This window comes from Finegoldia sp. BIOML-A2 (assembly GCF_009678315.1).
GTDB classification, from domain to species: Bacteria; Bacillota; Clostridia; order Tissierellales; family Peptoniphilaceae; genus Finegoldia; species Finegoldia magna.
The window spans coordinates 61,890-87,506 of the sequence record NZ_WKZE01000004.1 but is presented as its reverse complement, the minus strand read 5'-3'; the positions used below and the strand labels follow the sequence as shown (position 1 = coordinate 87,506).

Genomic DNA, 25,617 nt, shown 5'->3' with positions numbered 1-25,617 from the left:
TGAATGATTTTTGTTAGTTTAGATAAATGCTACTTTTTCTAAATTCATTTAACATATAGTTATGGAGGGTGTTATGAATATTTTAGAATTAAACAACGTAAGAAAAGTATACAAAACGAAAAATGTTGAAACAGTAGCATTAAAAGATGTGAATTTTTCTGTAGAAAAGAATGAATTTATAGCGATAATGGGAGAATCAGGCTCAGGTAAAACAACTTTACTTAATGTAATATCAACATTAGATAAGCAAACTAATGGAAAGGTAGTGTTAAATGGCAAGGATATATCCACTTTAAAAGAATCGGAAGTTGCAAAGTTCAGAAGGGAAAAGCTGGGATTTGTATTTCAAGATTTTAATTTATTGGATATTTTCTCAAACAAAGACAATATATTTTTGCCGATGGTGCTTTCAGATTATAAGCCAAAAGAAATGGAGAAAAGATTATCTGAAATTCAAGGTTTGTTAGGAATTGAATCTTTTGTGGACAAATATCCTTATGAAGTTAGTGGTGGACAAAAACAAAGAATTGCTATTGCAAGAGCTTTGATTACAAAACCAGATTTGATATTGGCAGATGAGCCAACAGGTGCATTGGATTCAAAATCATCTGAAATGATACTTGATTTATTCACAAAAATTAATAAATTAGGACAAACTATATTGATGGTAACTCATTCTGTGAAGGCAGCTTCTTTTTCTAACAGAGTAATTTTCATAAAAGATGGTGTTGTGTTCCATGAAATTTACAAGGGAAATAGCGACAACAATGAATTTATGCAAAGAATTAATGAGTCATTATCTGTGATAAATAATAGAGGTGTAGATAATGAATTCTAAATTATCTACAAAATTTGCTCTCAAAAACTTAAAAGCAAACAAGATTGTAAATATTCCATATATCTTGTCAACAAGTATTATGGTGGCGATTTTGTTCATAATGATATCTTTATTAGATAACAAATATGTTATGCAACAAGACGAATTTGGAACGATAATAGTATTCGGATCGATTATAATATCGATATTTACATTTGCGATTATTATGTATGCGAATAGGTTTTTGATAAAAAGAAGATTTCAAGAATTTGGATTGTATCGTGTTTTTGGATTGGAGAACAAACACATCAATAGAATTTTGCTAAAAGAAAAGTCGATATTTTTTGTTCTTATTTCAACGCTAACAATTGTATTCGGTATTACATTGGGAAAAGTATTGTTTTTGGCAGTTGGAAAATTGATGCAAGAAAATTTCAGCATAATGCAGTTTGGAATCTCAACCAAAGCAATTATATTATCACTTACATTTAATCTTGTAATTAGCGTTTTAACATTCATCTTCGATATATTGAATATAAAATCTGCTACAACTAGGGATTTATTTGCAAAAGGACAAAAATCGGAATCTGAACCAAAAGTCAAAGTAGTATTTTTCATTTTAGCAATAATTTTAACTGCAATTGGTTATTACATTGCGTTGACAATCGAAGGAAGCTTAGAAAGTTTATTGATGTTTTTCGTGGCAAGTCTACTTGTATTGTTTGGAACGTATTTTGGTTTTGTTGCAGTAACTATTTTTGTACTAAAAATGATGAAGAAAAACAAGAATTTCTTCTACAAATCGAAAAATTTTATTACAGTTTCTGGAATGCTTTACAGAATGAAATCAAATGCAGTAGGATTAGCTAGTATTGCAATTTTGTGCACAGGAGTTGTAGTATCGTTGTCGACTACAATGGCAATCTACAACAGTGCAGAAAAAGTTGTCGATTCAACTGTAAACAGAGATTATAAATTGACTGGAACGATTACACCAGATAAGAATTTTTCTAAAAATATCGAAAAAGAAAAAACAAGATTAAAAAGTTTAGTCACAGAAAAAACAAATCCTAAAAATGATTATTATCAAGTTAGTACAATGATGTTTGCAAACCTTGATGGCAATAAATTTTCTAAAATGGGAAAGAATAATACCAAGTCTGTCTATATTATGATTCAAACTTTAGATTCATTTAACAATAAGTTTTCAAAAAATTATTCATTGAACGATGGAGAAATTTTATTGAATTCAAATTATATGAAATATATAACATCAGATAAGATAACTTTAGGAAGTGCTGATTATAAATTCAAAAAAATTGATGAGCTTGAAGGAAGAAATATTGCTGTGGATATGTTCTACGTCGTTGTAAAAAACGATGAGGATTTGGTAAGATTTTGCAATGATTTCAGAATGCCTACGGACAATGAAGTGGAAAGTAAACCTTTGGAAGTGGAGGTATCTTACTTTTTAGATTCGGAAAAAAAATTAGATGGAAAAGAATTTATATCTAAAGACAGTTCTCTTCAATTTGTATCTAGACAAGAAACAAAAACTGGAGTGTACAGTTTGTTTGGAGCGTTCTTGTACATTGGCTTTGTAATCAGCTTTGTTTTATTAGTAGGAACTTCAATCATAGCATATTACAAACATTTATCAGAAGGAATTGAAGATAGAAAAAACATTCAAACAATGAAAAAAGTTGGACTGTCAAACAAAATGATAAAAAAGACATCATCACAACAAATATATTGGATGTTCTTCTTACCGCTTTTTGTGGCAGTAATTCACTCTGCAGTTGCATCAAAAATGTTGTATCAATTGTGTGGAGTTTTCGGACTCAGAAATATATCTGAGTTTGCAATTCCATTTGCAATTTCTGTATCGATAATAATTGTAGTGTATTTCATAATATTTAAAATAACAAGTAACGTCTACTATAATTTGGTAAGCGAAGAAGAATAAACTGGGGGAAACTCCAGTTTTTTCGTTGTGTGTTTTAAAAAATAATGGTTTCGTGATAAAATAGGAATATCAACTAAGAGGGGTTTTAAAATGAAAGTAGTTAGAACTGAAGATGCGGTAGGTCACATTTTACCGCACGATATGACTAGAATTGTAAAGGACGTGGTCAAAGAGAGAGCTTTTAAAAAAGGTCACGTTATTACAGAAGGAGATATTCCTGTTCTTCTAAGTATGGGCAAGGAACATATTTATGTTATGGAATTGGAAGATGATGATTTACACGAAAATGATTGTGCAATTATTTTGAAAGATATTTGTATTAATCAACATATGCATTCATCTGATATAAAAGAAGGCAAGATAGAAATAGTTTCTGATGTGGATGGATTTTTGAAAGTCGACAGAGATAGGTTATTCAAGTTAAATTCAATTGATGACATATCCATTGCAACTGTTCTTGGCAATCAACCAGTAAGAAAAGGACAAAAAATTGCTGGAATGAGAATTATCCCGCTTTTCACAAAAGAAAAAATAATGGATGAAGCTAAGACAATAATGAATGGTGTTCCTATTTTGGAAATCATTCCATTTGATAAGACAAAAAAATGTTCAATCATTACGACAGGATCTGAAGTGTACAAAGGTCTAATCAAAGATCAATTTGGACCTGTGTTAAAACAAAAAATGAAGGATTACAATTGTGAAGTAATAAATCACGTCATAGTCGACGATAATAGTGAAAATATTACACGAGAAATTAATAAGGCACTAGAAAACAAATCCGATATAATTTTGGTTTCAGGTGGAATGAGCGTCGATCCAGATGATATGACACCAAAAGCTATAAAAGATTCCAAGGCAGAAGTGATAACTTACGGTTCGCCTGTACTTCCAGGTGCGATGTTCATGCTAGCTTACAAAAACAATACTGCAATTATGGGACTTCCAGGTTGTGTAATGTTCAACAAATCTACAGTTTTCGACATTATTTTGCCTTATATTTTTGCAAATATTAAAGTTACAAAAGATATGATTAATAGTTTGGGTTATGGTGGATTTTGTATGCAATGTTCAGAGTGTCACTTCCCAAATTGTGAATTTGGTAAAGGGTTATGATTGGAAAAGTAATAAACGAGAAAAAAATATATTTTTCTGCGGCAATTCTTGTAGCTTCGTTGATTTTTGGGGTTTTCATTAGAAAGCAATCTGGTCTTTCATTCGAACCGAAAATAATGAATTTTGCACAAAATCTTACAGATAATTTTACTTTTTATATTTTCAAATCATTCACAATACTTGGAAATTTCAGTACGTATTTTTTGATATTAGCTATTAGCTTATATTATTCAAAACGTATTGGCAAGAATTCATTTTTTTCAATAACATTAATGTCTTGTTTAATTGGCCTTGTAGTTATGAATGTGTACAAATATAGTTTTGTGAGAGTAAGACCGTTAGATTTTTTTAAAATAGAACAAGGTGGTTACAGTTATGTTAGCGGTCATAGTTTGGTAAGTACAAGCTTTTATTTTACTTTGAGTTATTTGTTATGCAGCTTAAAAAATTACAAATTCATTTATTTAAGAATAATTCCATTTGTAATTGCTTTTAGTAGGTTGGTTGTGGGAGTGCATTGGCCAACTGATGTGTTTTTTGGAATGCTAGTGGGATATGTGTGTTATCTAGCTACGATTTTTGTGGCAGAAAAATATATAATAAAATCAAATAAAAATCTTGATGAACTATAAATTTATTTTTATGGTTCATTTTTTATTGGAAGTTTCCTACTATACATTTGAACTTGGTTGGTATAAAATTTAATATGAAGTATTAAAGGAAGGATTAAAAATGAATAAATACGATTGGTTTGTAATAATAAGTAGCATTGTTCTGTTATCGATTACTTTTTTTCTTGGATTTGTTGTATTAAAAGACAATGAAACAAATTTGGATAGAAGATTAAAGGAACATTTTACTAAAATGGGACACAATTCCCTTATTGCGATGATGGCAAAAATTACGAAGTTTGGAAATGTAGAAACACTTATGATTATAAGTATTCCAATAGTTTTTTTCACTGTAAGTCAGCATAACTATGTATCAGCATCAGCTATAATTATGAGCGTTATGCTAAGTGTAATAGCGGTTCACACTTTAAAATTTATATTTAGAAGAAAAAGACCAAAAGTTACAACCGGTATCAATTATATGGGATATTCTTTTCCGAGTGGACATTCATGTGTTAGTATGAGCTTTTATTTGACGATTGCTTATGTGCTAAGTTATGGATATAAATTTTTCTTCGTGACGATGTTGATTGCCATTGTGTTTGCGTTTATGATTGCCATTTCCAGGATTATTTTGGGGGTACATTGGTTTACGGATGTCGTAATAGGTAGTTTTATTGGGCTAATATGTGCATATTGGTCTATATATATGTTCAGAATGAATTATTATTTTACATTTATTTTTGGTTAGGAGTGAAATTATGAGTACAATTGAAAAATTAAGAAAAGACAAAATGTTAGCTATGAAGAACAAGGATAAAGTTAAATCGGGAGTTATTTCTTTGATTATGAGCAACATTTTATTGGAACAAAAAGAAAAGAAAAGAGATTTGACAGACGAAGAACAATTAGCTTTTGTAAAAAAAGAATTGAAGCAAACAATGGATACATTGGAACAAACTCCAGAAGACAGAGTTGAAGCGATTGAAGAAACAAAACAAAAAATAGAAATTATCAAATCATATCTTCCAGAGCAATTATCTGAAGATAAATTAAAAGAAATCATAGAAAAATTTATGGAAGAAAACTCCCTTGAAAAATCAAATAAATCAAGAGGACAAATAATGAAATACATTATGGGAGAATATGGTAAATACACTGATGGTAAGACAGTTAACAAAGTAGTTGAAGAAATTATAGGTGCATAGTGGATAAGAATACTGTATTAAATTATTTTAGAGATTTTTCTAAAATCAATAGATGTTCAAAGCATGAACAAGAAATCGCAGATTACTTGGAAAAGTTTGCTCATGACAATGATTTGGAATGCAAAAGAGATAAGTTCAACAATATCTACATTAAAAGAGAATCAGACAAAAGTTTGGAAGATAAACCAGGAATAATTCTTCAAGCACACATGGATATGGTTTGCGTTTCCGATGAAGGGTATGATTTTGACAATGGAATTAAAATCATAGAAAAAGATGGATTCATGTTTGCTGACAAGACAAGCCTTGGCGCAGACAATGGAATTGGACTTGCCATAGCTATGGCTACATTGACATCCAATCACAAACTTCCTCAAATAGAAGCTGTGGTGACTACAAGTGAAGAAGTTGATATGAGTGGTGCGATGAATTTCGATTTTGATTTGTCTGGAAAATATTTCATTAACATAGATTCAGAAGATGAAAATGAATTGATTGTAGGCAGCAGTGGTGGAGAAAATGTCAATGTTGAAGTAGACAAGCATTACGTTTCAGATAGTTTGTCCAATTTTTACAAAATTTCTGTAAAAGGACTTAAAGGCGGACACTCTGGAATGGAAATTGACAAGAACCACCAAAATGCAATCAAGGTTTTGTTTGAATTTTTGAAATCACTGGATGATTATTATATCTGTGATTTTAAGGGTGGTACAAAAGACAATGCAATTCCTACAAATGCAGAATTAATTTTATCTACAGATGAATCTGTTGATTCACTTAGCAGAAAGTCAGAAGAATTTATCTCTAAGATTGATTTGGAAGATTTTGATAAGGATTTGAAGCTAGTAATTGAACAAGTAAATGCACAAAAATGTTTAGATAAAAGAACAACAGAAAATTTATCTGATATAATTGGAGAATTAAACTCTGGTGTGATTTCTTACATTGAAGGACTTGATGAAACAGTCGAAACATCTTGTAACTTGGCGATTGTAAATTCTTTGGACGATAAATTCGAAATCATATTATCTACGCGATCTTCAAATCATGACAAATTAGTAGCGCTACGAGAAGATATAGTTTCAAAAGCGAACAAACACAATGCAACTGCCTTCGATTACAATTATTATCCTACTTGGGAATTCAATGAAAAATCAGAGTTGATGGAAGTTGCAAAGAATGCTTTCTCAAAAGTAAACGACAAAGAAGTAGATGTTAAAGTAATCCACGCTGGACTTGAATGTGGAGTGTTTGCAGAAAAATATAAAAAAATTGACTGCATTTCAATTGGCCCTACAATGTACGATGTACACACAACAAAAGAAAGATTAGATATTGAATCTTTAGAGAGATTTATTAAATTCTACAATGTAATTTTGAATATGTTGACTAATTAGTTACGCTGTATTATAATAGTATTACAGAGATACAATTAGGAGGTCGTATGAAAAATAATAAAAAGTTTGCAATTATTTTAGCTATAATTGCTTTAGCCTGTGTTGGAGGATTGGTCTTTAAATTAGTTAAAGCCAATAAGAAAAACGAAACTAAGTATAGCTTGTATACAGTATCCGCAGGAAGTGATTTGGTGTTCAGTGCAATATCAAAAACAGGCGATGTACAACAAGTTTACAACAATCAAGCTTATGGTGAGGTTGAAAAAGTTCATGTGAAAACTGGTCAATCTGTTAAAAAAGGAGATTTATTGATTACTTTTGTAAACAAAGAAGTTGAAAAACAAATTGATCAAATGGAAATGCAAATAGAGCAAGCCAAAAGCCAAGCAAATTATGCATTAGAAGATAGAAATAGCGCATACAAATCCTACAATAAATTGGTAGAAAAATACAACGAAACTTTTTCTCCAGAACTAGAAATGCAAATCGATCAAATGGAACCTACACTCAATCAATCAAATAGAGCTTACAAACAAGCACTTGATCAAGTAGAGTTGCAAAAGAAACAGCTTAATGATTTAAAAGGAAGTTCAAGAAAAACAATCAAGGCTACAATTGCTGGGACTTGCAAAGTTAATGACAAAAACATCGATAATCCGATGAGTCAAGGAACATTGGTTGAAGTTACTAGCGATGAAAATATTATTGAAGGAAATATTTCTGAATACGACTACAATAAATTAAAAGAAAATGATGAGGTTGAAGTAATTCCTATTAATGGGTATGAAAAAACAAAAGGAACTGTAGTAGAGATTTCCAATACTCCAGACAGTCAAGCTGGATCATTTGAAGCTAATCAAATGCAAAACATGACAGAACAATCTGGAAGTAATTCTTCAAATTTTGTATTTAAAATAAAAACACAAAAACCTATACACATTGGATTCAACGTTCAAGTAAGAAAAAAATCAGATAAGATTGAACTTGCAAAAGACATGGTAAAAGAAGAAGGTTCTAAATACTATGTGTTTGAATACAAGGATTCAAAAGCTGTGAAAAAAGAAGTTCAACTAGAAAAAAATACTAATTCTTATACTGTGATTTCTGGATTGAAATCTGGTGACAAAATTATTTCTAAAGTAAAAGATTTGAAAGATAATCAAGAAATAAAGGTTGAAGATTAGTCATGATAGATTTAATTAAAATCAATAAGTTTTACAATTCAGGTGAAAACAAGCTTCACGTTCTAAAAGATGTTAGCTTGAACATTAATAGTGGTGATTTTGTCGCAATAATGGGTGAGTCTGGTTCTGGAAAGTCTACGTTGATAAATATCCTTGGCTTTTTGGATAAAAAATTTTCAGGAATATATAAGTTTGAAAATGTTGAGATAGGCAAATTTACAGATAATAAATTGTCCGATCTTCGCAACAAATCCGTGGGATTTATCTTCCAACAATTTCAACTTATCCAAAATTACACCATAGCTGAAAATGTAGAACTACCTTTATTGTATCAAGGTAAATCCTATAAATACGCAAGAGAAAAAGCATTGGAAGCTTTGGATTTGGTAGGAATTAAAAATCAAGCAGACAAAAGACCGAAACAGCTTTCAGGTGGACAACAACAAAGAGCAGCTATAGCACGTGCCATTGTTCACAATCCGAAATTTATTATAGCAGATGAGCCAACAGGTGCGCTTGATTCAGAAACCAGCAAGGAAATAATGGCGCTTTTTAATGAATTGAATCAAAAACTCAAAATCACAATAATAATGGTTACTCACGATAAAAATATTACACATAATTGCAACCGAAAATATTTTATGTTAGATGGTGTTTTAAAAGAAAGGGATAGTTATGAAGTTTAATATTTTATTAAATACTGCCTTCAAAGATATCATCAAAAACAAAAAGCGATCTTTACTGACTATGCTTGGAATTATTATAGGGATTGCAGCAGTAATAACTATTATCGCAATTGGGAGAGGTTTCCAAGATTACGTTGTTGATAGTTTAATGGGTGGAGAAGGAAAGGAACTTAGCGTTGCGTTTTATTTCCAGCCTGAAAATCCAACAAATTCAGTGGGAAGCAATACATCTGTCTTCACAGAGAAAAATATTCGAGATATTTCGCAAATGACAGATGTAGTAAAAGTTGAATCCGATCCAGAACAATTTCAAAATAATCTTTTAAATGTTTCGATACGAAAAAATGATGGAAAATTGGAAAGTGGATTTGCAAAACCTGTCGAAGAAACTGAAAGCAAAATTGTAAATGGTAGAGCTATTACGAAATTAGACGGAGATACTAATCAAAAAGTCGCTGTAATATCAAAAAAATTAGCAGATGATTTATTTGAAAATGAAGATCCGATAAATAAAACAGTGATTTTAAAAAATGATAATTATGTTATTGTCGGTATTAAGGAAAATAATGCTGCTACAAATTTATTTGTCATGGGAAATGATGTAGACCTGCCGAAAGGTACGGTTGAATCTCGTAAACCTAAAAATAATAATTCAATATCGATGATTAATGTTATTCTGAAAAATGGTACAAAAGTTCAAGACAAAGCAAAAGAAATCCAAGAATATCTTGAAAAAAATGGTCCAATGAAAGCTGCAGGATCATATAACTTCGTTGATATTGCGCAACAAATTGAAGGTATTAGTAATGTGTTAGGTTCGGTCACTATTTTTATATCTTTAATAGCTGCTATTTCTCTTCTAATTGCAGGAATTGGGATGATGAATATGATGTACATTTCAGTAGCTGAAAGAATCAAAGAAATAGGAATTAGAAGGGCAATTGGAGCAAAGAAAAAAGAAATTTTGTATCAATTTATGTTAGAAGGGATTATTGTAACCGTTATTGGTGGAATAATTGGATACATTATTGGAATGATAGCTGCATTTATTGCATCGAAATTCTTGCCATTTCCAATCAAACTAGAACTGATGCCGGTTTTGATATCTTTAGGAATATCTTTGGGCATAGGAATTGTGTTCACTTATTCTCCGGCAAATACAGCGGCAAACAAAAATGTAATAGATATTATTTAAGATTAGAAAATGAGTTTATTAATCAATAAGCTCATTTTTTATTTGATTTTTAGCATAAAATCCTATATATTTTTAGTGGGTGATTAAATGATATTAATGATAGATAATTACGATTCATTCACATATAACATTGTTTCTTATTTGAGAATTTTGAAAGAAGAAGTTATTGTGAAAAAGAATGATGAGATAAATTTGGAAGAAATCAAACAATTAAATCCGGAAATTGTAGTGATTTCTCCAGGGCCTAAAACTCCTAAAGAATCAAAAATTTCTCTTGAGATATTTGAAAAATTAAAAGGAAAATATCCGATTCTTGGAATTTGTTTGGGCCATCAAGCATTGGCTTACTCAATGGGGCTTGACATTATAAAAGGGCCACGTCCAATGCATGGAAAAATGACAGAGATTAAACATGACGGCAAAGGAATATTTACTGAAATTCCAAATCCTGTAAAGGTTATGCGTTACCATTCGTTAATCGTTGATGATAGCAAATTTGAGAATGGAATGTATGAAGATATCGTTATAACATCAAAGACTTCTGATGGAATAATTATGGGATTTAGAGATTCTAAAAATATGATAGAAACTGTTCAATTTCATCCTGAAAGCGTGGGAACTGATTTTGGCTTGAAAATGATTGAGAACTTCTTAAAGGAGGTAAGAAATGATTCATTCTAAAAAAATCAAATCAGATGTAACCGTTCTAGATATTTTATATAACATTAAAGATAAGAGTTTACCTTTTTTATTAGATAGTGCAAAGGGAAGTTACAATCAAGGTAACAAATCATATATCGGATTTGATCCGGAAATTGTTTTAAAATCAAAGGATAACAACGTTGAAATCAGTGGTCTTGTAAACAAAAAAGTTAGTGAAAATCCGCTTAATCAACTCAAAATATTGATGGATGATTATTTTGAAGAAGATGAAAATCAATTTATTGGTGGAGCGGTTGGACTTTTATCTTATGATTTTACAAGTTCTAATTGTAATGTAGTTTTAAATTCTGAAAAAAACACCGAAGTATACGATGCTTATTTTGGAATTTACTTCAAAATAATAGAGTTTGACAATAATACACAAGAATACACGATTTATTACTTGGATGATACAGATATTAGAGATGTTGAAGCAGCATTTGTCAAACCAGATTATGTAGATAAGGAATATAAAACATCTGAACTTATAAAAACTGTAACAAAAGAAGAATATGCGAAAAGCTTTGATGACATAAAAACTATGATTGAAAATGGTGATGTGTACGAAGTTAACTTAACACAGCAATTCATTGTAGATACGACTAAAGATAAGTTCGATATTTACAAGAAACTTCGCGAAGTTAACAAGGCAGACTTTATGGCTTATATGGACTTTGGGGAATACTGCGTTTTATCTTCATCTCCAGAGAGGTTTTTCGACTGCCAAAATGGACTTGTTCAAGCCAGACCTATTAAGGGAACCATTCGAAGATCTGATGATAAAGATGAAGATGAAAAATTGAAAAAAGAATTACTAAATAGTGACAAAGATATTTCAGAATTATTGATGATAGTGGACTTGATGAGAAATGATTTGGGAATGAGTTGTGATGCTGAAACTATAAAAGCTATTAGCAATTATTCGTTGGAAACTTATGAAAATGTTCATCATTTAGTAGCTACAATTGTTGGTAAATTGAGAGAAGATGAAGATGTGTTTAGCTTAATCAAAAATATTTTTCCAGGAGGATCAATCACGGGTGCTCCAAAACTTGCATCAATTGAAGCTATTGATAAGGTTGAAAAATACAACAGAAATATTTACACAGGATCTGTTGGCTACATTTCATTTAATCAAAATTGCGATTTCAATATTTTAATCAGAACGATTTTAAAAATAAAAGATTTCTGTTATTTTTCAGGTGGTGGTGCTATAACTTGGGATTCTGAAATGAATAGCGAATACGATGAAACAATTCAAAAATCAAAAAAAGTATATGAGGCTTTGATATGAACGATGGAATAAAATACGGTAAAGGACTTTTTGAAACGATAAAAGTAGTTGATTCCAAGCCAATTTATTTGGAAGATCATATTGAAAGACTTGAAAATTCAATGAATTTTCTGGGAATAAATACGGATGATTTAAGAGACAATATCTACGAAAAAATACAAAATATTGATTTGAATGCAGATTGTTTGAGGATAATGGTGTTGGATAATAATGGCGATTATGATTTATACATTAACACTAGAAACACAGATTATTCGGACTTAAAGTACACACAAGGATTGAAATTAAAAGTTCTCAATCAGTTAAGAGACAAAAATAATCCTCTTGTTTATCACAAAACCAATAATTACTTACTGAATGATTATTTGCACAAAGAATTATTGAAAGAAGGGTTTGATGAGGGGGTTTTTCTAAATCAAGACGGAAATGTAACAGAAGGAACGTACACAAATTTGTTTTTTATTCAGGAAAACACAATCATCACACCACCTGTAACTGATGGCATGTTGCCAGGAATTTTTCGCAAAAAACTTATAGAATTTTTGGAGACAAATGGTTATAATATACTTGAAAAGTCAATTAAGCTAAACAATTTGCAAGATATGGATTGTTGTTTTGTAACGAATTCTTTAATGGAAATGAGATTTGTTAAACAAATTGGTGAGATAATGTTTTCAAAAAACAATCTGTTTTGCGAAATATCGGAAAAACTTATGAAAGAAAAGTAATTTACAATTTTAAAATGACGTATTTTTGAAATCGGAGGAGTTTATGGATCAAGACTACAAAACCTATATGAAGTTGGAAAATCAACTTTGTTTTCCACTTTATGCTGCTTCTAGAATGATAACAAGTACTTACACACAATTTTTGAAACCTTTAGGGTTGACCTACACTCAGTACATTGTGTTATTAGTTCTCTGGGAAAAAGATGGAATTACTGTAGGAAAGTTGTGTGAAAAGTTATATTTAGATAACGGTACTATCACGCCTGTTATCAAAAAGATGCAATCACAAGGTTATCTTGAAAGAGTACGTAGCTCAAAAGACGATCGAATTGTAATAATTTATCTAACAGACGAAGGGAAAAAATTACAAGAAAAAGTAAAAGAAGTTCCAAAATTAATGAATGGTTGCTTGGAATTACCTGATGAGAAAAAAGCTCAATTATATGATTTACTACAAGATTTTTTGAATAATAACAAGACAAAATAAAGACTAAAAAACGATCCAATATTGATATTGACATTAATATTAGATCGTTTTTTTTAATTAACTCTAGATAATAATAATTTTACGATTTCGCTGTTATCATCTAGTTTTATAGCTGGTATAGTTCCAACTTCTTCATTAGTTGTGCCATCTTCATTAAGACCTTGTCCAAGAGGGTACTCCACGATTAATCCTGTGTTAGGAAGTGACTTGTAAGTGTGAACTATATTCAGACCATTTCCAGAAGTTGTTTCTCCTACAGTAGTTGCAAACTTCGTTCTGTTGGCTATTTGACACACCAAATCAGCACTGTTTCTGGTATTTTTGTTTTGTAATATATACACATCGCATTTTTGGTCTTCTGATTTTTTTATTGCTAGTTTAAAATTAGTAATGTATTTTATACTTTTTTGATTATCGTTTATTTTGATATTCGCCACATTTTCTGTAGTTTTAAAGCTTATACCATTTCTATCTAGAATGTTTTTCGAGATAATAGGTTGAGTTTTATTTGCGACATTGAACTCAACATTTATGTCTGATTTTAGTAGAGGTTTGATTATCACGTTAATAGCGTAATCTAAATTATCAGAATCATTATCTCTCAAATCTATTATGATTTTATTTTTATTTTTATTAGTTTTCAAAATATTGCTGAAAATTTGTGCGTCTTGTTGAATGTTTACAGAATCAAAGTCTGATACTTTTACATATAATGCATCTTTGTAATTGTCGATAGAATACGCTCTGAAAGTTTTTTCAGGAATTTCTTCAGTCAAATTAGAATATCTCTTCATTGATAAATTATTTAATATTTGATTGTGATTATCTTGTTGTAGAATTTCATTAAAAGTGTGTTTATCTGCTATTCTAACATTTGAATCGTAGAGCTTTTTCAAAATATTATTGTACAAATCAACTACTTCTTGTGTCGACATTTTGTCTTTCTTCTTGCCTGATTCCAATTTTATTTTAGATTTGAAATTGGGTTTTAAAGATAAAAAATCAGTGTCTTTGTATTTTTTTGTTTGTGGTAAATTCATATATGAACTTTCAATTTGATTACATAACTCATCAAAATCTCTGAGTATGTATTTTTTGGGAATCATTTGACTGTACTCAGCTGGTCTAAAATTTATGTATTTGTAACCGAAAAAGCCAAAGATAAGTAATAAAACCAATAAAAATATTTTATTCGCAATTTTATTTCTTTTTCTTTGTTTATTCGCTCTATTATGTGATGTTTTCATTTCTCACCTCTTTTTAATCAGTATAATATAAAAAAAAGAAAGGGTCAATTGAATAAAATAATAGAAACTGGGTATATAAATATAGAAAGAGAAAAAGAGGTTAGTTATGAATAATGTTTTACTGATAAATAGAATAATTCCAACAATTGATGACGATAGAATTTGCAACATTACTTTTGTAATTGCAGACATGCATTTACAAGAAGTTCACGACAAAATAATTAAGGTTATTGACTCATCAGAATATATGGATTTAAATAACACCGAAATAAATTACAATGGATTTACTACCAAACAAAAAGCAAAATTGATTCCTGAAATCATGAAGCTATTGGTAGAAAATAATCTTAAAGTTTACGGTGTTTATGATTTGTATTCTTAAATTTTAAGTAAAATGATTAACTAACAGTCACATAAATTAAATTATAAGGAGTATGATAAAATGAACAGAGAAGAATTATTAAAAAAAATTGACGAACAATTAGTTTTTGAATTACAATCAGGCTATGAATACAAACAAATGGCTTCTGAATTCAATGATATGGATTGGGATGGATTTGAACACTTTATGGAAATGCAAGCCCATGAAGAATATGAACATGCTGAATACTTCAGAAAATGGTTACAACAAGTTGGACATAAGATTGAATACAAAACAATCGAAGCTCCAAAAGCTGACTACGACAAAGATGTATTAAGTATTTTTAAAGCTGCTTTAGAACACGAAAAAGAAGTTACAAGAAGAATCAGAGAATTATTTGATGCAGCTCACGAAATTAATTTTTATGAAGTTTACACTCTTCTACAAAAATTCATCGACGAACAAATCGAAGAAGAAGATACTTTTGGAACTATCATAGCAAAACTTGAAAGAACTGAAAACAGTAATGCAGGTCTTGCAATATTAGATAAAGAATTAGGACAAAGATAATAATTTAGATTAATCAAAGCGACTTTTTGAAGTCGCTTTTTTAGTGCAAATAAATTAAAGTTTTGTTATAATATGTGTTATATTTCTTAAATATTTAGTGGAGGTGAATATGAAAATAATTAATTCTGATTTGGAAAAAATTGCTTTTTTGAAAGAACAATATCCGGATGAATCTCTACCAGAAATTGCTTTTTGTGGAAGAAGTAACGTTGGTAAATCATCTTTTATTAATTCTATTTTGGATAGAAAAAATCTAGCTAGGACTTCTTCTAAACCAGGAAAAACGCGTACGGTAAATTTTTACAATGCAAATAATGAGTTTAGATTAGTAGATTTACCAGGGTATGGGTATGCGCAAACATCAAAATCTGAAAAGAAAAAATGGGCTCAAGTTATAGAAACTTATTTAAATAATAGAAGAAACTTGTACGAAGTGTTTTTGATTGTGGATATTAGACACAAACCAACCGTTCAAGACAAGGAAATGTATAATTGGATTATTCAAAGTGGATTTTGTGGATTTGTAATAGCTACAAAATTAGACAAAATCGGCAAAACAATGATCAAAAAGAATTTGAACATAATAAAAAAAGAACTCAACATAGATGATGATAACCTCATCTACGAATACAGTTCAACTTCCAAAACAAATAAAAAAGCTGTTATGGAACAGCTTGAAATGATTTTAAAATACGGTAGTGGAATTGAAGAATAAAAGTAAGTAAACCCCAAGTAATTGGGGTTTTGTTTTTAAATATTTTGTGTGTGACAATAATTTTATGTCATGTATGAATTATTATTGCCAATCATATAATTTTGTTGGATTATTCAACAACAGAGAAGTCGTCTTTTCCAGCGCCACAAATTGGGCAAACCCAATCTTCAGCTAAATCTTCGAAAGCTGTTTGTGGTTGAACACCTGCGTCTGGATCTCCTTCAGCTGGATCATAAATATATCCACATACGTCACATACATATTTTTTCATGTTTAATTTCCCCCTTTAAGATAATTACCTGTTATCAGGTACAAATTATATATACCCACTGTAAAAATTTCTAATCATTTTTCGGTTTTTATTTAAAATTTAAATATTTAATGACAAATTGTTAAATTTATTGAACATATGGGTATATACATATTGGGTGATAATATGTATATGTTTAAGAGGCAATTTGTCAGCGATAGGACAATTGCTACTAAAAATATTCATACTATGCTCAGACTATTAAGAAAAGTTGTGCCAGATGAAGAACTACTTTATGATATACGATTAATAATTAATGAATTGATTTTTAATGGACTAGAACATGGTAACCAGTTTGATATAAATAAGAAAATAACTTTCAAAATAAAATTGAATGATGATTCGATAAGAATATGCGTTCAGGACGAAGGGACAGGGATTGATTATTGTTCAAACAGTTATTTTAATAATGATATTTATGTCAGAGGTAGAGGATTATTTATAGTAAGTAAATTAGCTGACGAATTAAAAATTAAAGAAAATTGTGTTGAAGCAAAGCTATTAGTGAGACCTAATTAATTAGTGATCTAATAGCTTGTTTTATTGCAAAAAATTACTAAATGTGATTTTACACAAATTTTTCTTTTATTTTTTTCAATTTATGATATAATGAAGTGTCACAAATTAGAGGGAAGTGGAATTTTGAAAAGAGAAGATGTAAGAAACGTAGCAATTATTGCCCATGTTGACCATGGCAAGACAACTTTGGTAGATGGGTTATTAAAAACAAGTGGTATTTTTAGAGAAAACCAAGATGTCCAAGAGCGTGTAATGGATAGTAATGATATAGAACGTGAAAGAGGAATTACTATACTTTCTAAAAACACTGCAATTGACTACAAAAATCATAAAATTAATATTATAGATACTCCGGGTCACGCTGACTTCGGAGGAGAAGTAGAACGTGTATTGAAAATGACGAGTGGAGTTGTGTTGGTAGTAGATGCTTTTGAAGGACCTATGCCACAAACAAAATTTGTATTGAAAAAAGCTTTTGAATTAAATTTACCTACAATTATTTGTATCAATAAAATTGACAGAAAAGAAGCTAGGGTAGATGAAGTAGTAGATGAAATTTTGGATTTATTTATTCAATTAGATGCAGATGAATCCTATTTGGATTCTCCATTTGTATTTGCTTCTGCTAGGGAAGGATTTGCAACTGACGATTTGGAAGAAAGACCAGAAGATATGACTGCTTTATTGGACAAAATCATAGACTACATTCCAGCTCCAGAAGGAGAAGAAGATGCACCGTTCAAGCTTTTGATTTCTACAACTGATTTTAGCGATTACGTTGGTAGAATTGGAATTGGTAAGATTGAACAAGGTAAAGTAAAAGTTAATGATAGCTGTTTTATAGTAAATTACAATAATCCAGATAAGAAAAAGAAGATTAAAGTAACTAAGATTTACGAATTCGATGGATTAAACAGAGTCGAAGTTAATGAATCAAAGTTCGGTTCTATCGTAGCCTTAACTGGTGTAGAGGGAATAGAAATTGGAGACACATTAGCAAATGAAGAAGATTGTGAACCTATTGAATTTGTAAGCATTTCAAGTCCTACGTTGGCGATGAATTTCTCAGTTAACAATTCTCCATTCGCTGGCAGAGATGGAAAGTTTGTAACAAGTAGACAAGTTCGTGCTAGATTGTACAAAGAATTAGAAACGGATGTAAGTCTAAAAGTTGAAGATACTGATTCTACAGATACTTTTAGAGTTAGTGGTAGAGGAGAACTTCACTTATCTGTTTTAATAGAAAATATGAGGCGTGAAGGATTTGAATTCCAAGTTTCAAAACCAGAAGTTTTATTCAAAAAAGACGAAAATGGAAAAGTTCTTGAACCAATTGAAATAGTTACAATTGATGTTGAAGAAGGATTTGTCGGTACTGTAATTGAGAAATTGGGAAGAAGAAAAGGTGAGTTGCAAGATATTTCAAATACTTCTAGCGGATATACAAGGCTTACTTTTGAAATTCCTTCTAGAGGTCTTATTGGATATCGTCAAGAGTTTTTGAGCGATACAAAGGGTAATGGCGTTATCAACACAGAACTTAAAGGATATGAGCCTTATAAAGGTGAAATTCCAAAACGTCAATTAGGTTCATTGATTTCATTTGATACAGGAGTTGCTACAGCTTATGGATTAAATTCAGCACAAGACAGGGGAATTTTATTCGTGCAACCTCAAGATGAAGTATATGAAGGAATGGTTGTAGGGTCTAATGCAAAAGGATTAGACATTGAAGTAAATATATGTAAGAAAAAAGCGCAAACAAATATCAGATCTTCTGCAGCAGATGAAGCATTAAAACTATCTCCTCCAAAAATCATGAGTTTAGAAGAAATGATGGAATTTGTTGAGGAAGATGAATTGATTGAAATTACTCCTCATCATTTGAGATTGAGAAAGAAGATTTTGGATACTCAATTAAGATACAAATCAAAAAAATATAATAAATAATTTTAGCGGGAATTTATCAGTTGATAAGTTCCCTTTTTTAATTTAAAATTTTTAAAATAAAATTAACAATAAAATTGAATTGTCGAGAATAAACACTAACATTAATGGGTATATAATGTATATAAAAATATAAAGTATCATAATTTTTCTATTTAATTAGTATAGGGATATGTATTAGAAGTTTAATTAAAAAAAACATTTGCTTTAGTTAGAAAAAGCGTGTATACTTAAATTATCAAATGCATTATATTATATTTTATTGATGGGTAAAGGTTACCCAAAAAAATTTTAAGGAGTAAAACTATGGCGGAAATTAATATCAAGGATAACACATTAAATGAGTTTTTCGATGCAATTATGATGTTAAACGGAAAAGAGGAGTTACAACGTTTTTTTGAAGACGTTTGCACAATGAGAGAGTTACATTCAATTTCACAAAGATTAGAAGTAGCAAAATTACTCAAAATAAGAAAAACTTATAGCGAAATTGAAAAAGATACTGGCGCGTCTACTGCGACCATTAGTAGAGTTAATAGATCTTTACAAAACGGTGCTCAAGGTTATGAACTTGTACTAGATACTTTAATAGCAAGAAATTTGGAAGAAAAAAGAAAAAGAAAACAAAAATAACTTTTTATCCGCAAACTTTATTTTGCGGATATTTTACTATGATATAACATTTTGGGTATATAGTAAATAAGGGGTGATTTAATGAAAATTACATTTTTAGGAGCTGCACAAGAGGTAACAGGATCTTGTTATCTTGTGGAGACTGAAAAACACAAATTTATGGTTGACTGCGGATTGTTCCAAGGAAGTAAAGAGTTAGAACAAAAAAACCATGATGAAATAGACTTTAATGAAGTGGAATTTATGCTTTTGACTCATGCACATATTGATCATACGGGAAGAATTCCTCTTTTATATAAAAATGGATTCAGAAAACCAATTTATTGCACAAAAGCTACAAAAGATTTGGCAGAAATAATGTTAATGGATAGTGCGAAGATTCAAGAGAGTGATGTAGAATGGGAAAATAGAAAAAGACAAAGATCTGGGAAAACACTTCTGACTCCTTTATACACCACGATTGATGCAATGAGTTGTATTTCATTGTTTAAAGGACGTTTCTATGATGAGGTTGTAAAAATAAACGAAGACATAAGAGTTGTGTTCAGAGATGCCGGTCACATGCTTGGCTCATCAAGTCTTGAAATATTTATCATTGAAAATGGCAAAACTACTAAAATTATATTCTCTGGAGATATAGGAACTTCAAATAATCCGATTTTAAACAATCCAGAAATTTTATCTGGCTGCGATTATTTAGTTATGGAATCCACTTACGGTAATAGAATTCACGAACCTTACAAAGAAAGTGTACATTCTTTAATAGAGATAATTGAAAAAGTATCATCAAGAGGTGGAACTGTAATCATTCCTAGCTTTGCGGTTGGAAGAACTCAGGAAATTATTTATGAACTAAACAGTTATTATGATTATCAAATAAAAAATCATTATGAAAAGAAAGTCCCAGTATATGTAGACAGTCCGATGGCACTTGAAGCGACAAAAGCATTTATGAAAAATACTGATTTGTTTAATCAAAAAGCAAAGGATTATATTTCAAGTGGGGATAATGTATTCGAATTCGAAAACTTACATTACGTTAAAAATGTAGACGAATCAAAAATGCTTAATAGCGTAAAATTCCCTAGGGTAATTATTTCTTCTAGCGGAATGGCTACAGCTGGACGTGTTCGTCACCATTTGAAACACAACTTGTGGGATGAAAAAAACGCAGTTGTTTTTGTTGGATATCAAGCTCAAGGATCACTTGGAAGAATTTTATTAGATGGTATAGATGAAGTTAAACTTTTTGGCGAAACAATAAAAGTCAACGCTGAAATATATAATTTGGGCGGATTTTCAGGTCATGCCGATCAAAACAATCTTATGGATTTTGTAGACAATATGAAAGTAAAGCCTAAGAAAATCTTCATAACACATGGTGAAAATGAAGGAGCAGAAACTTTATCTAATTTGTTAAAAGAAAAGTATAATGTTGAGGCTGTTATCCCAAAAATTTATTCAACAGAAGAATTTGAAGCGGGAAATTACAATATAGAACAAGAAATATCTACAAACCGAGAAAATAATGATTTGTATGCCGAATTAGAAAAGATAAAGAAAAAAATCGATCGATTGTATGAAAATAAAGAATTATTCGACCATAATAATATGGATTCTGAAGAATATAATCAACTTAACAATCAAATTTTAGATTTGAAGAATAAAATCATGACAATAAACATGATAACTGGAGAATAAGTCTATATAAAAGGCTAATTAAATAGCTGGGAGAAAATATGGAAAAATATTTTTATCAGGGAAATAATGAAACGGATGTATATTTGTTTCATGAAGGAAACAATAATAATTTGTACAAATTTTTAGGATCTCATATTTACTCAGATGGATTTGGAACCTACACCAGATTTTTGGTGTGGGCTCCTAATGCTAAGCACGTAAATTTGGTTGGAGATTTCAATGATTGGGACGATTATTCTCTTCCGCTTCAAAAATTACACGACGAACAAATCTGGGAGATTTGTATTAGAGATGTTAAAATCTTTGACTCATATAAGTACAGAATAGTAACACAAGATTCAGAAGTTTTATATAAAGCGGATCCATTTGCATTTCATAGCGAATTAAAACCTAAAACAGCAAGCAAGGTTTATGACATTGATGGCTATAAATGGAATGATAAAAAATGGCTCACAAAAAGAGAAAAAACTGATATATTTCACAGTCCTATGAGTATCTACGAAATAAATCTTTCTTCATGGAGAAAACATGATGATAATTACCTGTCCTACTTTCAATTAGCAGATGAACTTGTATCTTATCTCAAAGAAATGAATTACACACATGTTGAATTTATGCCCTTAATGGAACATCCATTTGATGGATCATGGGGATATCAACTTACGGGGTTTTTTGCAGCGACATCTAGATTTGGTTGTCCAAAAGATTTGATGTATTTGATTGACAAATTACACCAGAATGATATTGGAGTTATCATGGATTGGGTGCCGGCTCATTTTTGTAGAGATGATTTTGGACTTAGAAAATTTGACGGAAGTAATTTATTCGAAAAATCTGACCAATACTTAGCTGATAATGATCAATGGGGAACGTTGAACTTTGACTTTTCAAAAAAAGAAGTGGTGAATTTTCTTATATCTTCTGCATTATTTTGGCTCAAATACTATCATTTGGATGGAATAAGGGTTGATGCAGTTGCTTATATGATTTATTTGAACTTTGCTGGAAAAGATATCAAAAACGAAGATGGAGGATATGAGAACAAGGAAGCTATCGAATTTATTAAAAAATTAAATCAAACAATCAAAAAAGAATTTCCAAGTGCTTTTGTCATTGCAGAAGAATCAACTTCATGGCCAAATGTTACGAAGTCTGTAGAAGAAAATGGACTTGGTTTTGATTTTAAGTGGAATATGGGTTGGATGAATGACATAATCAAATACATGAAGATGGATCCAATCTTCAGGAAAGACCATCATAATTTATTAACTTTTTCGATAATGTACGCCTTTAATGAAAATTACATCCTTCCATTTAGTCACGACGAAGTAGTTCATATGAAAAATTCAATGATTGGTAAAATGCATGGAACTTACGATGAAAAATTCGATCAAATAAGACTTTTGTATTCGTTTATGTTTGCTCATCCTGGAAAAAAACTTTTGTTTATGGGTAATGACATAGGACAATTTGATGAGTGGAATGAATACAAAGATATCACATGGGAAGTTTTGGAATACGAGAAACATCAACAATTAAAACATTTCATGAAAGATTTGAATAAATTTTACAGAGATAATAACGAGTTTTGTGATTTGGATACTAGTTATTCAGGTTTTCAATGGGAAGATGTGAACAATGCAAATGAATCTTTAATTATTTTCGAGAGAATAAATTCTAAAAACGAAAAAATTATTTGTATTTTTAATTTCACACCTGTAAAAAGAGAGAAATATCCTGTAGGTGTCGATTGTTATGCGCTTTATTCAGTTGTACTTAACTCTTCAATGAAAAAATATGGTGGTAATTTGCTAAGGAATAAACCTTATTATTCCAAAAATAACGGACACAACGACAGAAAATTTTCTATCAAAGTTGATATAGAACCATTTTCTGCGATGTTTATAAAATTAAATAAACTTAGAAATATCAATATAAAATAGGAGGACGTATGAAGGCGCGAAATAGAGTTGTCGCTATGCTCTTAGCGGGAGGACAAGGTTCAAGACTAAAAGCATTGACAAAAAATGTTGCAAAACCAGCAGTGTCATTTGGTGGAAAATATAAAATAATTGATTTTGCTTTGAGTAATGCTGCAAATTCAGATATAAGAGATGTAGGTATTTTAACACAATACAAACCATTCAAATTAAATTCACATTTAGGAAATGGATCCAGCTGGGACTTATCCAGAAATTCTGGCGGTTTAAGAATTTTATCTCCATTTGCCACAGAAAGTGGTGGTAATTGGTATGAAGGTACAGCCAATTCTATTTACGAAAATATGAATTACTTGGATGAATTAGATGCAGAATATGTTGTGATTTTATCTGGTGATCATATTTACAAAATGGATTACAATAAAATTTTAAAATATCACAAGGATAAGAATAGCGAACTTACAATTGCAGTAATGGAAGTAGATTGGAGTGAAGCTAGTAGATTCGGTATTATGAATACTGATGAAGACGGAAGAATTGTTGAATTTGAAGAAAAACCAAAAAATCCAAAAAGTAATTTGGCTTCTATGGGAATATATATTTTCAATTGGCATACTTTAAAAAATTATTTGATTGAAGACAATGAAGATAAGAATTCGAAACACGATTTTGGAATGAATATAATTCCTAAGATTATAAATGATGGACTAAATGTTTTTGCATGGAAATTTGATGGCTACTGGAAAGATGTGGGAACTGTAAGAAGTTATTGGCAGGCCAATTTGGATTTATTAAATCCTGATAATAGACTTGACTTGTACGATACTAATTGGAGAATTTACACAAAAAACAGAAATCTTCCCCCTCATTATGTTGATGAAGTTGCAGAGGTCAAAAAATCTTTAATTAATGAAAATTGTTTGATTTACGGAAATGTGAACAATTCCGTTTTGTTTTCTTCGATAACTGTAGAAAAGAACGCAGAAGTTCATGATTCTGTTATTTTAAGCGATACCGTTATCAAAAAAGGTGCAAAACTTTACAACTGTGTAGTCGCAGAGTCCATGACTATTGAAGAAAATCAAGTAATTGGTGAAAAAAACTCCGACAAAATCTTCTTGGTTAGCGAAGATGGAATTGAAGAGTGTTAGGAGGAATTTATGCAAAATTGTATCGGAATTATATACGGTGGAAAAAGTAGACAAGATTTTGGATATTTAACAGATTCCAGACCAGAATATATGCTTCCTTATGGAGCAAGATATAGAATTATAGATATTGCTTTAAGTAACTTTGCAAACAATGAATTTTCAAATGTTGTTTTGTATGGTGGCAAAATTATGAGGTCAACTCTTGATCACTTGGGAAATGGTGAAAGTTACGAATTGAACAGAAGACGAAATGGACTTGTTATATTTCCTCCAACTTTTGAAAATGCAGGTAAGGAAATTATAGCTTATAATGAAACTAAAGATTTTTATTTGAAATCAAAAGAAGATGAGTTGTACTTCTACGATCCAATGGTTATTTTTAGAGAAGATTTTTCGGCTTCTCATGATAGATTTATAAAAGAAGATTTGGACATATTATTGTTCTGCAAAAAGATGGACAATGCAACGGGATTATTCATCGGTGAGACTAGATTAAACTTGGATGATGAAGGCAATTTAATCAGCATAGGAACGAATCAAGGAGTCGATGATGAATTTAATTTGATGACTAACATTGGTTACATGAAAAAAGAAGTCTTTTTGAATTTGATTCACGATGCAGCTAAAAATTCTAATTCTAATGAATTAATTGATGTTATTATTTCCAATTTGGATAAATTAAAAATCGGTGTGTACATGATTGACGGATATGTTGAGGTAATCAGAAATTTGACTCAATTTTACGATGCGAATTTAAAATTATTGAATGCCGATATTTACAATAATGTATTTTTCAAAAATGGATTGTTGTTAACAAAATCAAAAGACGAGCCGTCAGCATTGTATGGTGATTCTGCTTGTGTGAAAAATTCATTGATAGCAAACGGAGTCAAAATAGATGGTAAAGTAGAAAACTCAATTATTTTTAGAGGCGTAGAAATTCAAGAGGGTTCTGTTATCAAAAATTCCGTTATTTTCGAGAGAACTGTTATAGAAAAAAATGCAGTAGTTGTAAATACTATTACTGATAAAGGAGTTTTGATAAAAGAAAATGTAACTGCGGTTGGCAATCCAAATTATCCGTACGAATTAAAAAAGAATGCAATACTAGAAGATAAATAGGGGAATGTAA

At 30.3% G+C, this 25,617-nt stretch carries 26 protein-coding genes; 24 read left to right on the top strand and 2 right to left on the bottom strand.

All coding sequences use genetic code 11. The features are described 5' to 3' along the window. Positions 1–73 precede the first annotated feature (73 nt). The 14 genes from GKF99_RS05280 to GKF99_RS05215 all read left to right on the top strand — a co-directional run bounded on the left by GKF99_RS05280 (position 74) and on the right by GKF99_RS05215 (position 13,391). Positions 74–838, top strand: a complete 765-nt coding sequence (locus GKF99_RS05280; protein ID WP_154272810.1) for an ABC transporter ATP-binding protein — start codon at positions 74–76, stop codon at positions 836–838. Next, the gene (locus tag GKF99_RS05275) at positions 828–2,783 is read left to right on the top strand and encodes an ABC transporter permease (RefSeq protein WP_154272809.1); all 1,956 of its coding nucleotides are present in this window, start codon (positions 828–830) and stop codon (positions 2,781–2,783) included. The genes GKF99_RS05280 and GKF99_RS05275 overlap by 11 nt, the downstream gene beginning before the upstream one ends. 90 nt (positions 2,784–2,873) lie before the next feature. Further along, positions 2,874–3,899, top strand: coding sequence for a molybdopterin-binding protein (locus GKF99_RS05270; protein WP_154272808.1), 1,026 nt, complete (start codon positions 2,874–2,876; stop codon positions 3,897–3,899). Further along, a complete protein-coding gene (locus GKF99_RS05265) occupies positions 3,896–4,531 on the top strand; it encodes a phosphatase PAP2 family protein (protein WP_154272807.1) in 636 nt (211 codons plus the stop codon). The genes GKF99_RS05270 and GKF99_RS05265 overlap by 4 nt, the downstream gene beginning before the upstream one ends. Positions 4,532–4,631: 100 nt before the next feature. Next, entirely contained in the window at positions 4,632–5,261 is a 630-nt protein-coding gene (locus tag GKF99_RS05260) for a phosphatase PAP2 family protein (RefSeq protein WP_094224876.1), read from the top strand. 10 nt (positions 5,262–5,271) lie between these two features. Continuing rightward, positions 5,272–5,718 carry a GatB/YqeY domain-containing protein gene (locus tag GKF99_RS05255; protein WP_094203855.1) on the top strand — a complete coding sequence of 149 codons (447 nt, stop codon included), beginning with the start codon at positions 5,272–5,274 and terminating at the stop codon, positions 5,716–5,718. Beyond that, entirely contained in the window at positions 5,718–7,115 is a 1,398-nt protein-coding gene (gene pepD, locus GKF99_RS05250) for a beta-Ala-His dipeptidase (RefSeq protein WP_172976410.1), read from the top strand. The genes GKF99_RS05255 and pepD overlap by 1 nt, the downstream gene beginning before the upstream one ends. Positions 7,116–7,162: 47 nt before the next feature. Then, on the top strand, positions 7,163–8,299 hold the full coding sequence (locus GKF99_RS05245) for a biotin/lipoyl-binding protein (protein WP_154272806.1): 1,137 nt from the start codon (positions 7,163–7,165) through the stop codon (positions 8,297–8,299). 2 nt (positions 8,300–8,301) lie between these two features. Then, on the top strand, positions 8,302–8,985 hold the full coding sequence (locus tag GKF99_RS05240; protein ID WP_154272805.1) for an ABC transporter ATP-binding protein: 684 nt from the start codon (positions 8,302–8,304) through the stop codon (positions 8,983–8,985). Then, positions 8,975–10,180: an ABC transporter permease gene (locus tag GKF99_RS05235; protein WP_154272804.1), complete on the top strand. Its 1,206-nt coding sequence runs from the start codon at positions 8,975–8,977 to the stop codon at positions 10,178–10,180. Before GKF99_RS05240 ends, GKF99_RS05235 begins: the two co-directional genes overlap by 11 nt. 87 nt (positions 10,181–10,267) lie before the next feature. Further along, positions 10,268–10,861, top strand: a complete 594-nt coding sequence (locus GKF99_RS05230) for an aminodeoxychorismate/anthranilate synthase component II (protein ID WP_154272803.1) — start codon at positions 10,268–10,270, stop codon at positions 10,859–10,861. Continuing rightward, entirely contained in the window at positions 10,848–12,176 is a 1,329-nt protein-coding gene (locus GKF99_RS05225) for an anthranilate synthase component I family protein (RefSeq protein WP_154272802.1), read from the top strand. Before GKF99_RS05230 ends, GKF99_RS05225 begins: the two co-directional genes overlap by 14 nt. Further along, positions 12,173–12,904, top strand: coding sequence for an aminotransferase class IV (locus GKF99_RS05220; RefSeq protein WP_154272801.1), 732 nt, complete (start codon positions 12,173–12,175; stop codon positions 12,902–12,904). Before GKF99_RS05225 ends, GKF99_RS05220 begins: the two co-directional genes overlap by 4 nt. Before the next feature lie 43 nt (positions 12,905–12,947). Further along, on the top strand, positions 12,948–13,391 hold the full coding sequence (locus GKF99_RS05215) for a MarR family transcriptional regulator (RefSeq protein ID WP_094207316.1): 444 nt from the start codon (positions 12,948–12,950) through the stop codon (positions 13,389–13,391). A gap of 53 nt (positions 13,392–13,444) precedes the next feature. Here the strand turns inward: GKF99_RS05215 and GKF99_RS05210 are convergent, their stop codons facing one another. Further along, positions 13,445–14,638, bottom strand: coding sequence for a S41 family peptidase (locus GKF99_RS05210; RefSeq protein ID WP_154272800.1), 1,194 nt, complete (start codon positions 14,636–14,638; stop codon positions 13,445–13,447). Positions 14,639–14,744: 106 nt separating this feature from the next. Between GKF99_RS05210 and GKF99_RS05205 the strand changes: the two genes are divergently transcribed. From GKF99_RS05205 to yihA, 3 genes are all read left to right on the top strand, one after another. Further along, positions 14,745–15,020, top strand: a complete 276-nt coding sequence (locus GKF99_RS05205; RefSeq protein ID WP_094203845.1) for a hypothetical protein — start codon at positions 14,745–14,747, stop codon at positions 15,018–15,020. Between the two features lie 60 nt (positions 15,021–15,080). Further along, complete coding sequence (locus GKF99_RS05200) at positions 15,081–15,569, top strand: ferritin (protein ID WP_154271806.1); 489 nt, start codon at positions 15,081–15,083, stop codon at positions 15,567–15,569. Positions 15,570–15,678: 109 nt separating this feature from the next. Then, positions 15,679–16,284 carry a ribosome biogenesis GTP-binding protein YihA/YsxC gene (gene yihA, locus GKF99_RS05195; RefSeq protein WP_094205921.1) on the top strand — a complete coding sequence of 202 codons (606 nt, stop codon included), beginning with the start codon at positions 15,679–15,681 and terminating at the stop codon, positions 16,282–16,284. Between the two features lie 109 nt (positions 16,285–16,393). On the opposite strand, the gene rd is transcribed toward yihA, so the two are convergent. Beyond that, on the bottom strand, positions 16,394–16,555 hold the full coding sequence (gene rd, locus GKF99_RS05190) for a rubredoxin (protein ID WP_002836766.1): 162 nt from the start codon (positions 16,553–16,555) through the stop codon (positions 16,394–16,396). A 165-nt stretch (positions 16,556–16,720) separates the two neighbouring features. Here rd and GKF99_RS05185 point away from each other — a divergent pair, with 165 nt between their 5' ends. From GKF99_RS05185 to glgD, 7 genes are all read left to right on the top strand, one after another. Next, positions 16,721–17,113 (top strand): ATP-binding protein, encoded by a 393-nt coding sequence (locus GKF99_RS05185; protein WP_154272799.1) that lies wholly within the window; start codon positions 16,721–16,723, stop codon positions 17,111–17,113. Between the two features lie 90 nt (positions 17,114–17,203). Further along, a complete protein-coding gene (gene typA, locus GKF99_RS05180; RefSeq protein ID WP_154272798.1) occupies positions 17,204–19,063 on the top strand; it encodes a translational GTPase TypA in 1,860 nt (619 codons plus the stop codon). A 303-nt stretch (positions 19,064–19,366) separates the two neighbouring features. Continuing rightward, on the top strand, positions 19,367–19,693 hold the full coding sequence (locus GKF99_RS05175) for a YerC/YecD family TrpR-related protein (RefSeq protein ID WP_094207313.1): 327 nt from the start codon (positions 19,367–19,369) through the stop codon (positions 19,691–19,693). A gap of 81 nt (positions 19,694–19,774) precedes the next feature. Continuing rightward, on the top strand, positions 19,775–21,394 hold the full coding sequence (locus GKF99_RS05170; protein ID WP_094207312.1) for an MBL fold metallo-hydrolase: 1,620 nt from the start codon (positions 19,775–19,777) through the stop codon (positions 21,392–21,394). Positions 21,395–21,432: 38 nt separating this feature from the next. Next, a complete protein-coding gene (glgB, locus tag GKF99_RS05165) occupies positions 21,433–23,337 on the top strand; it encodes a 1,4-alpha-glucan branching protein GlgB (protein WP_154272797.1) in 1,905 nt (634 codons plus the stop codon). 8 nt (positions 23,338–23,345) lie between these two features. Next, positions 23,346–24,485: a glucose-1-phosphate adenylyltransferase gene (locus GKF99_RS05160; protein WP_154272796.1), complete on the top strand. Its 1,140-nt coding sequence runs from the start codon at positions 23,346–23,348 to the stop codon at positions 24,483–24,485. Positions 24,486–24,494: 9 nt separating this feature from the next. Continuing rightward, positions 24,495–25,607 carry a glucose-1-phosphate adenylyltransferase subunit GlgD gene (gene glgD / locus GKF99_RS05155; RefSeq protein WP_154272795.1) on the top strand — a complete coding sequence of 371 codons (1,113 nt, stop codon included), beginning with the start codon at positions 24,495–24,497 and terminating at the stop codon, positions 25,605–25,607. Positions 25,608–25,617 lie beyond the last annotated feature (10 nt).

Bases quoted from the DNA above. Each gene is read 5' to 3' on its own strand.
- GKF99_RS05280 (WP_154272810.1), top strand. From the start codon at position 74: ATGAATATTTTAGAATTAAACAACGTAAGAAAAGTATACAAAACGAAA.
- GKF99_RS05275 (WP_154272809.1), top strand. From the start codon at position 828: ATGAATTCTAAATTATCTACAAAATTTGCTCTCAAAAACTTAAAAGCA.
- GKF99_RS05270 (WP_154272808.1), top strand. From the start codon at position 2,874: ATGAAAGTAGTTAGAACTGAAGATGCGGTAGGTCACATTTTACCGCAC.
- GKF99_RS05265 (WP_154272807.1), top strand. From the start codon at position 3,896: ATGATTGGAAAAGTAATAAACGAGAAAAAAATATATTTTTCTGCGGCA.
- GKF99_RS05260 (WP_094224876.1), top strand. From the start codon at position 4,632: ATGAATAAATACGATTGGTTTGTAATAATAAGTAGCATTGTTCTGTTA.
- GKF99_RS05255 (WP_094203855.1), top strand. From the start codon at position 5,272: ATGAGTACAATTGAAAAATTAAGAAAAGACAAAATGTTAGCTATGAAG.
- GKF99_RS05245 (WP_154272806.1), top strand. From the start codon at position 7,163: ATGAAAAATAATAAAAAGTTTGCAATTATTTTAGCTATAATTGCTTTA.
- GKF99_RS05240 (WP_154272805.1), top strand. From the start codon at position 8,302: ATGATAGATTTAATTAAAATCAATAAGTTTTACAATTCAGGTGAAAAC.
- GKF99_RS05235 (WP_154272804.1), top strand. From the start codon at position 8,975: ATGAAGTTTAATATTTTATTAAATACTGCCTTCAAAGATATCATCAAA.
- GKF99_RS05230 (WP_154272803.1), top strand. From the start codon at position 10,268: ATGATATTAATGATAGATAATTACGATTCATTCACATATAACATTGTT.
- GKF99_RS05225 (WP_154272802.1), top strand. From the start codon at position 10,848: ATGATTCATTCTAAAAAAATCAAATCAGATGTAACCGTTCTAGATATT.
- GKF99_RS05220 (WP_154272801.1), top strand. From the start codon at position 12,173: ATGAACGATGGAATAAAATACGGTAAAGGACTTTTTGAAACGATAAAA.
- GKF99_RS05215 (WP_094207316.1), top strand. From the start codon at position 12,948: ATGGATCAAGACTACAAAACCTATATGAAGTTGGAAAATCAACTTTGT.
- GKF99_RS05210 (WP_154272800.1), bottom strand. From the start codon at position 14,638: ATGAAAACATCACATAATAGAGCGAATAAACAAAGAAAAAGAAATAAA.
- GKF99_RS05205 (WP_094203845.1), top strand. From the start codon at position 14,745: ATGAATAATGTTTTACTGATAAATAGAATAATTCCAACAATTGATGAC.
- GKF99_RS05200 (WP_154271806.1), top strand. From the start codon at position 15,081: ATGAACAGAGAAGAATTATTAAAAAAAATTGACGAACAATTAGTTTTT.
- yihA (WP_094205921.1), top strand. From the start codon at position 15,679: ATGAAAATAATTAATTCTGATTTGGAAAAAATTGCTTTTTTGAAAGAA.
- rd (WP_002836766.1), bottom strand. From the start codon at position 16,555: ATGAAAAAATATGTATGTGACGTATGTGGATATATTTATGATCCAGCT.
- GKF99_RS05185 (WP_154272799.1), top strand. From the start codon at position 16,721: ATGTATATGTTTAAGAGGCAATTTGTCAGCGATAGGACAATTGCTACT.
- typA (WP_154272798.1), top strand. From the start codon at position 17,204: ATGAAGTGTCACAAATTAGAGGGAAGTGGAATTTTGAAAAGAGAAGAT.
- GKF99_RS05175 (WP_094207313.1), top strand. From the start codon at position 19,367: ATGGCGGAAATTAATATCAAGGATAACACATTAAATGAGTTTTTCGAT.
- GKF99_RS05170 (WP_094207312.1), top strand. From the start codon at position 19,775: ATGAAAATTACATTTTTAGGAGCTGCACAAGAGGTAACAGGATCTTGT.
- glgB (WP_154272797.1), top strand. From the start codon at position 21,433: ATGGAAAAATATTTTTATCAGGGAAATAATGAAACGGATGTATATTTG.
- GKF99_RS05160 (WP_154272796.1), top strand. From the start codon at position 23,346: ATGAAGGCGCGAAATAGAGTTGTCGCTATGCTCTTAGCGGGAGGACAA.
- glgD (WP_154272795.1), top strand. From the start codon at position 24,495: ATGCAAAATTGTATCGGAATTATATACGGTGGAAAAAGTAGACAAGAT.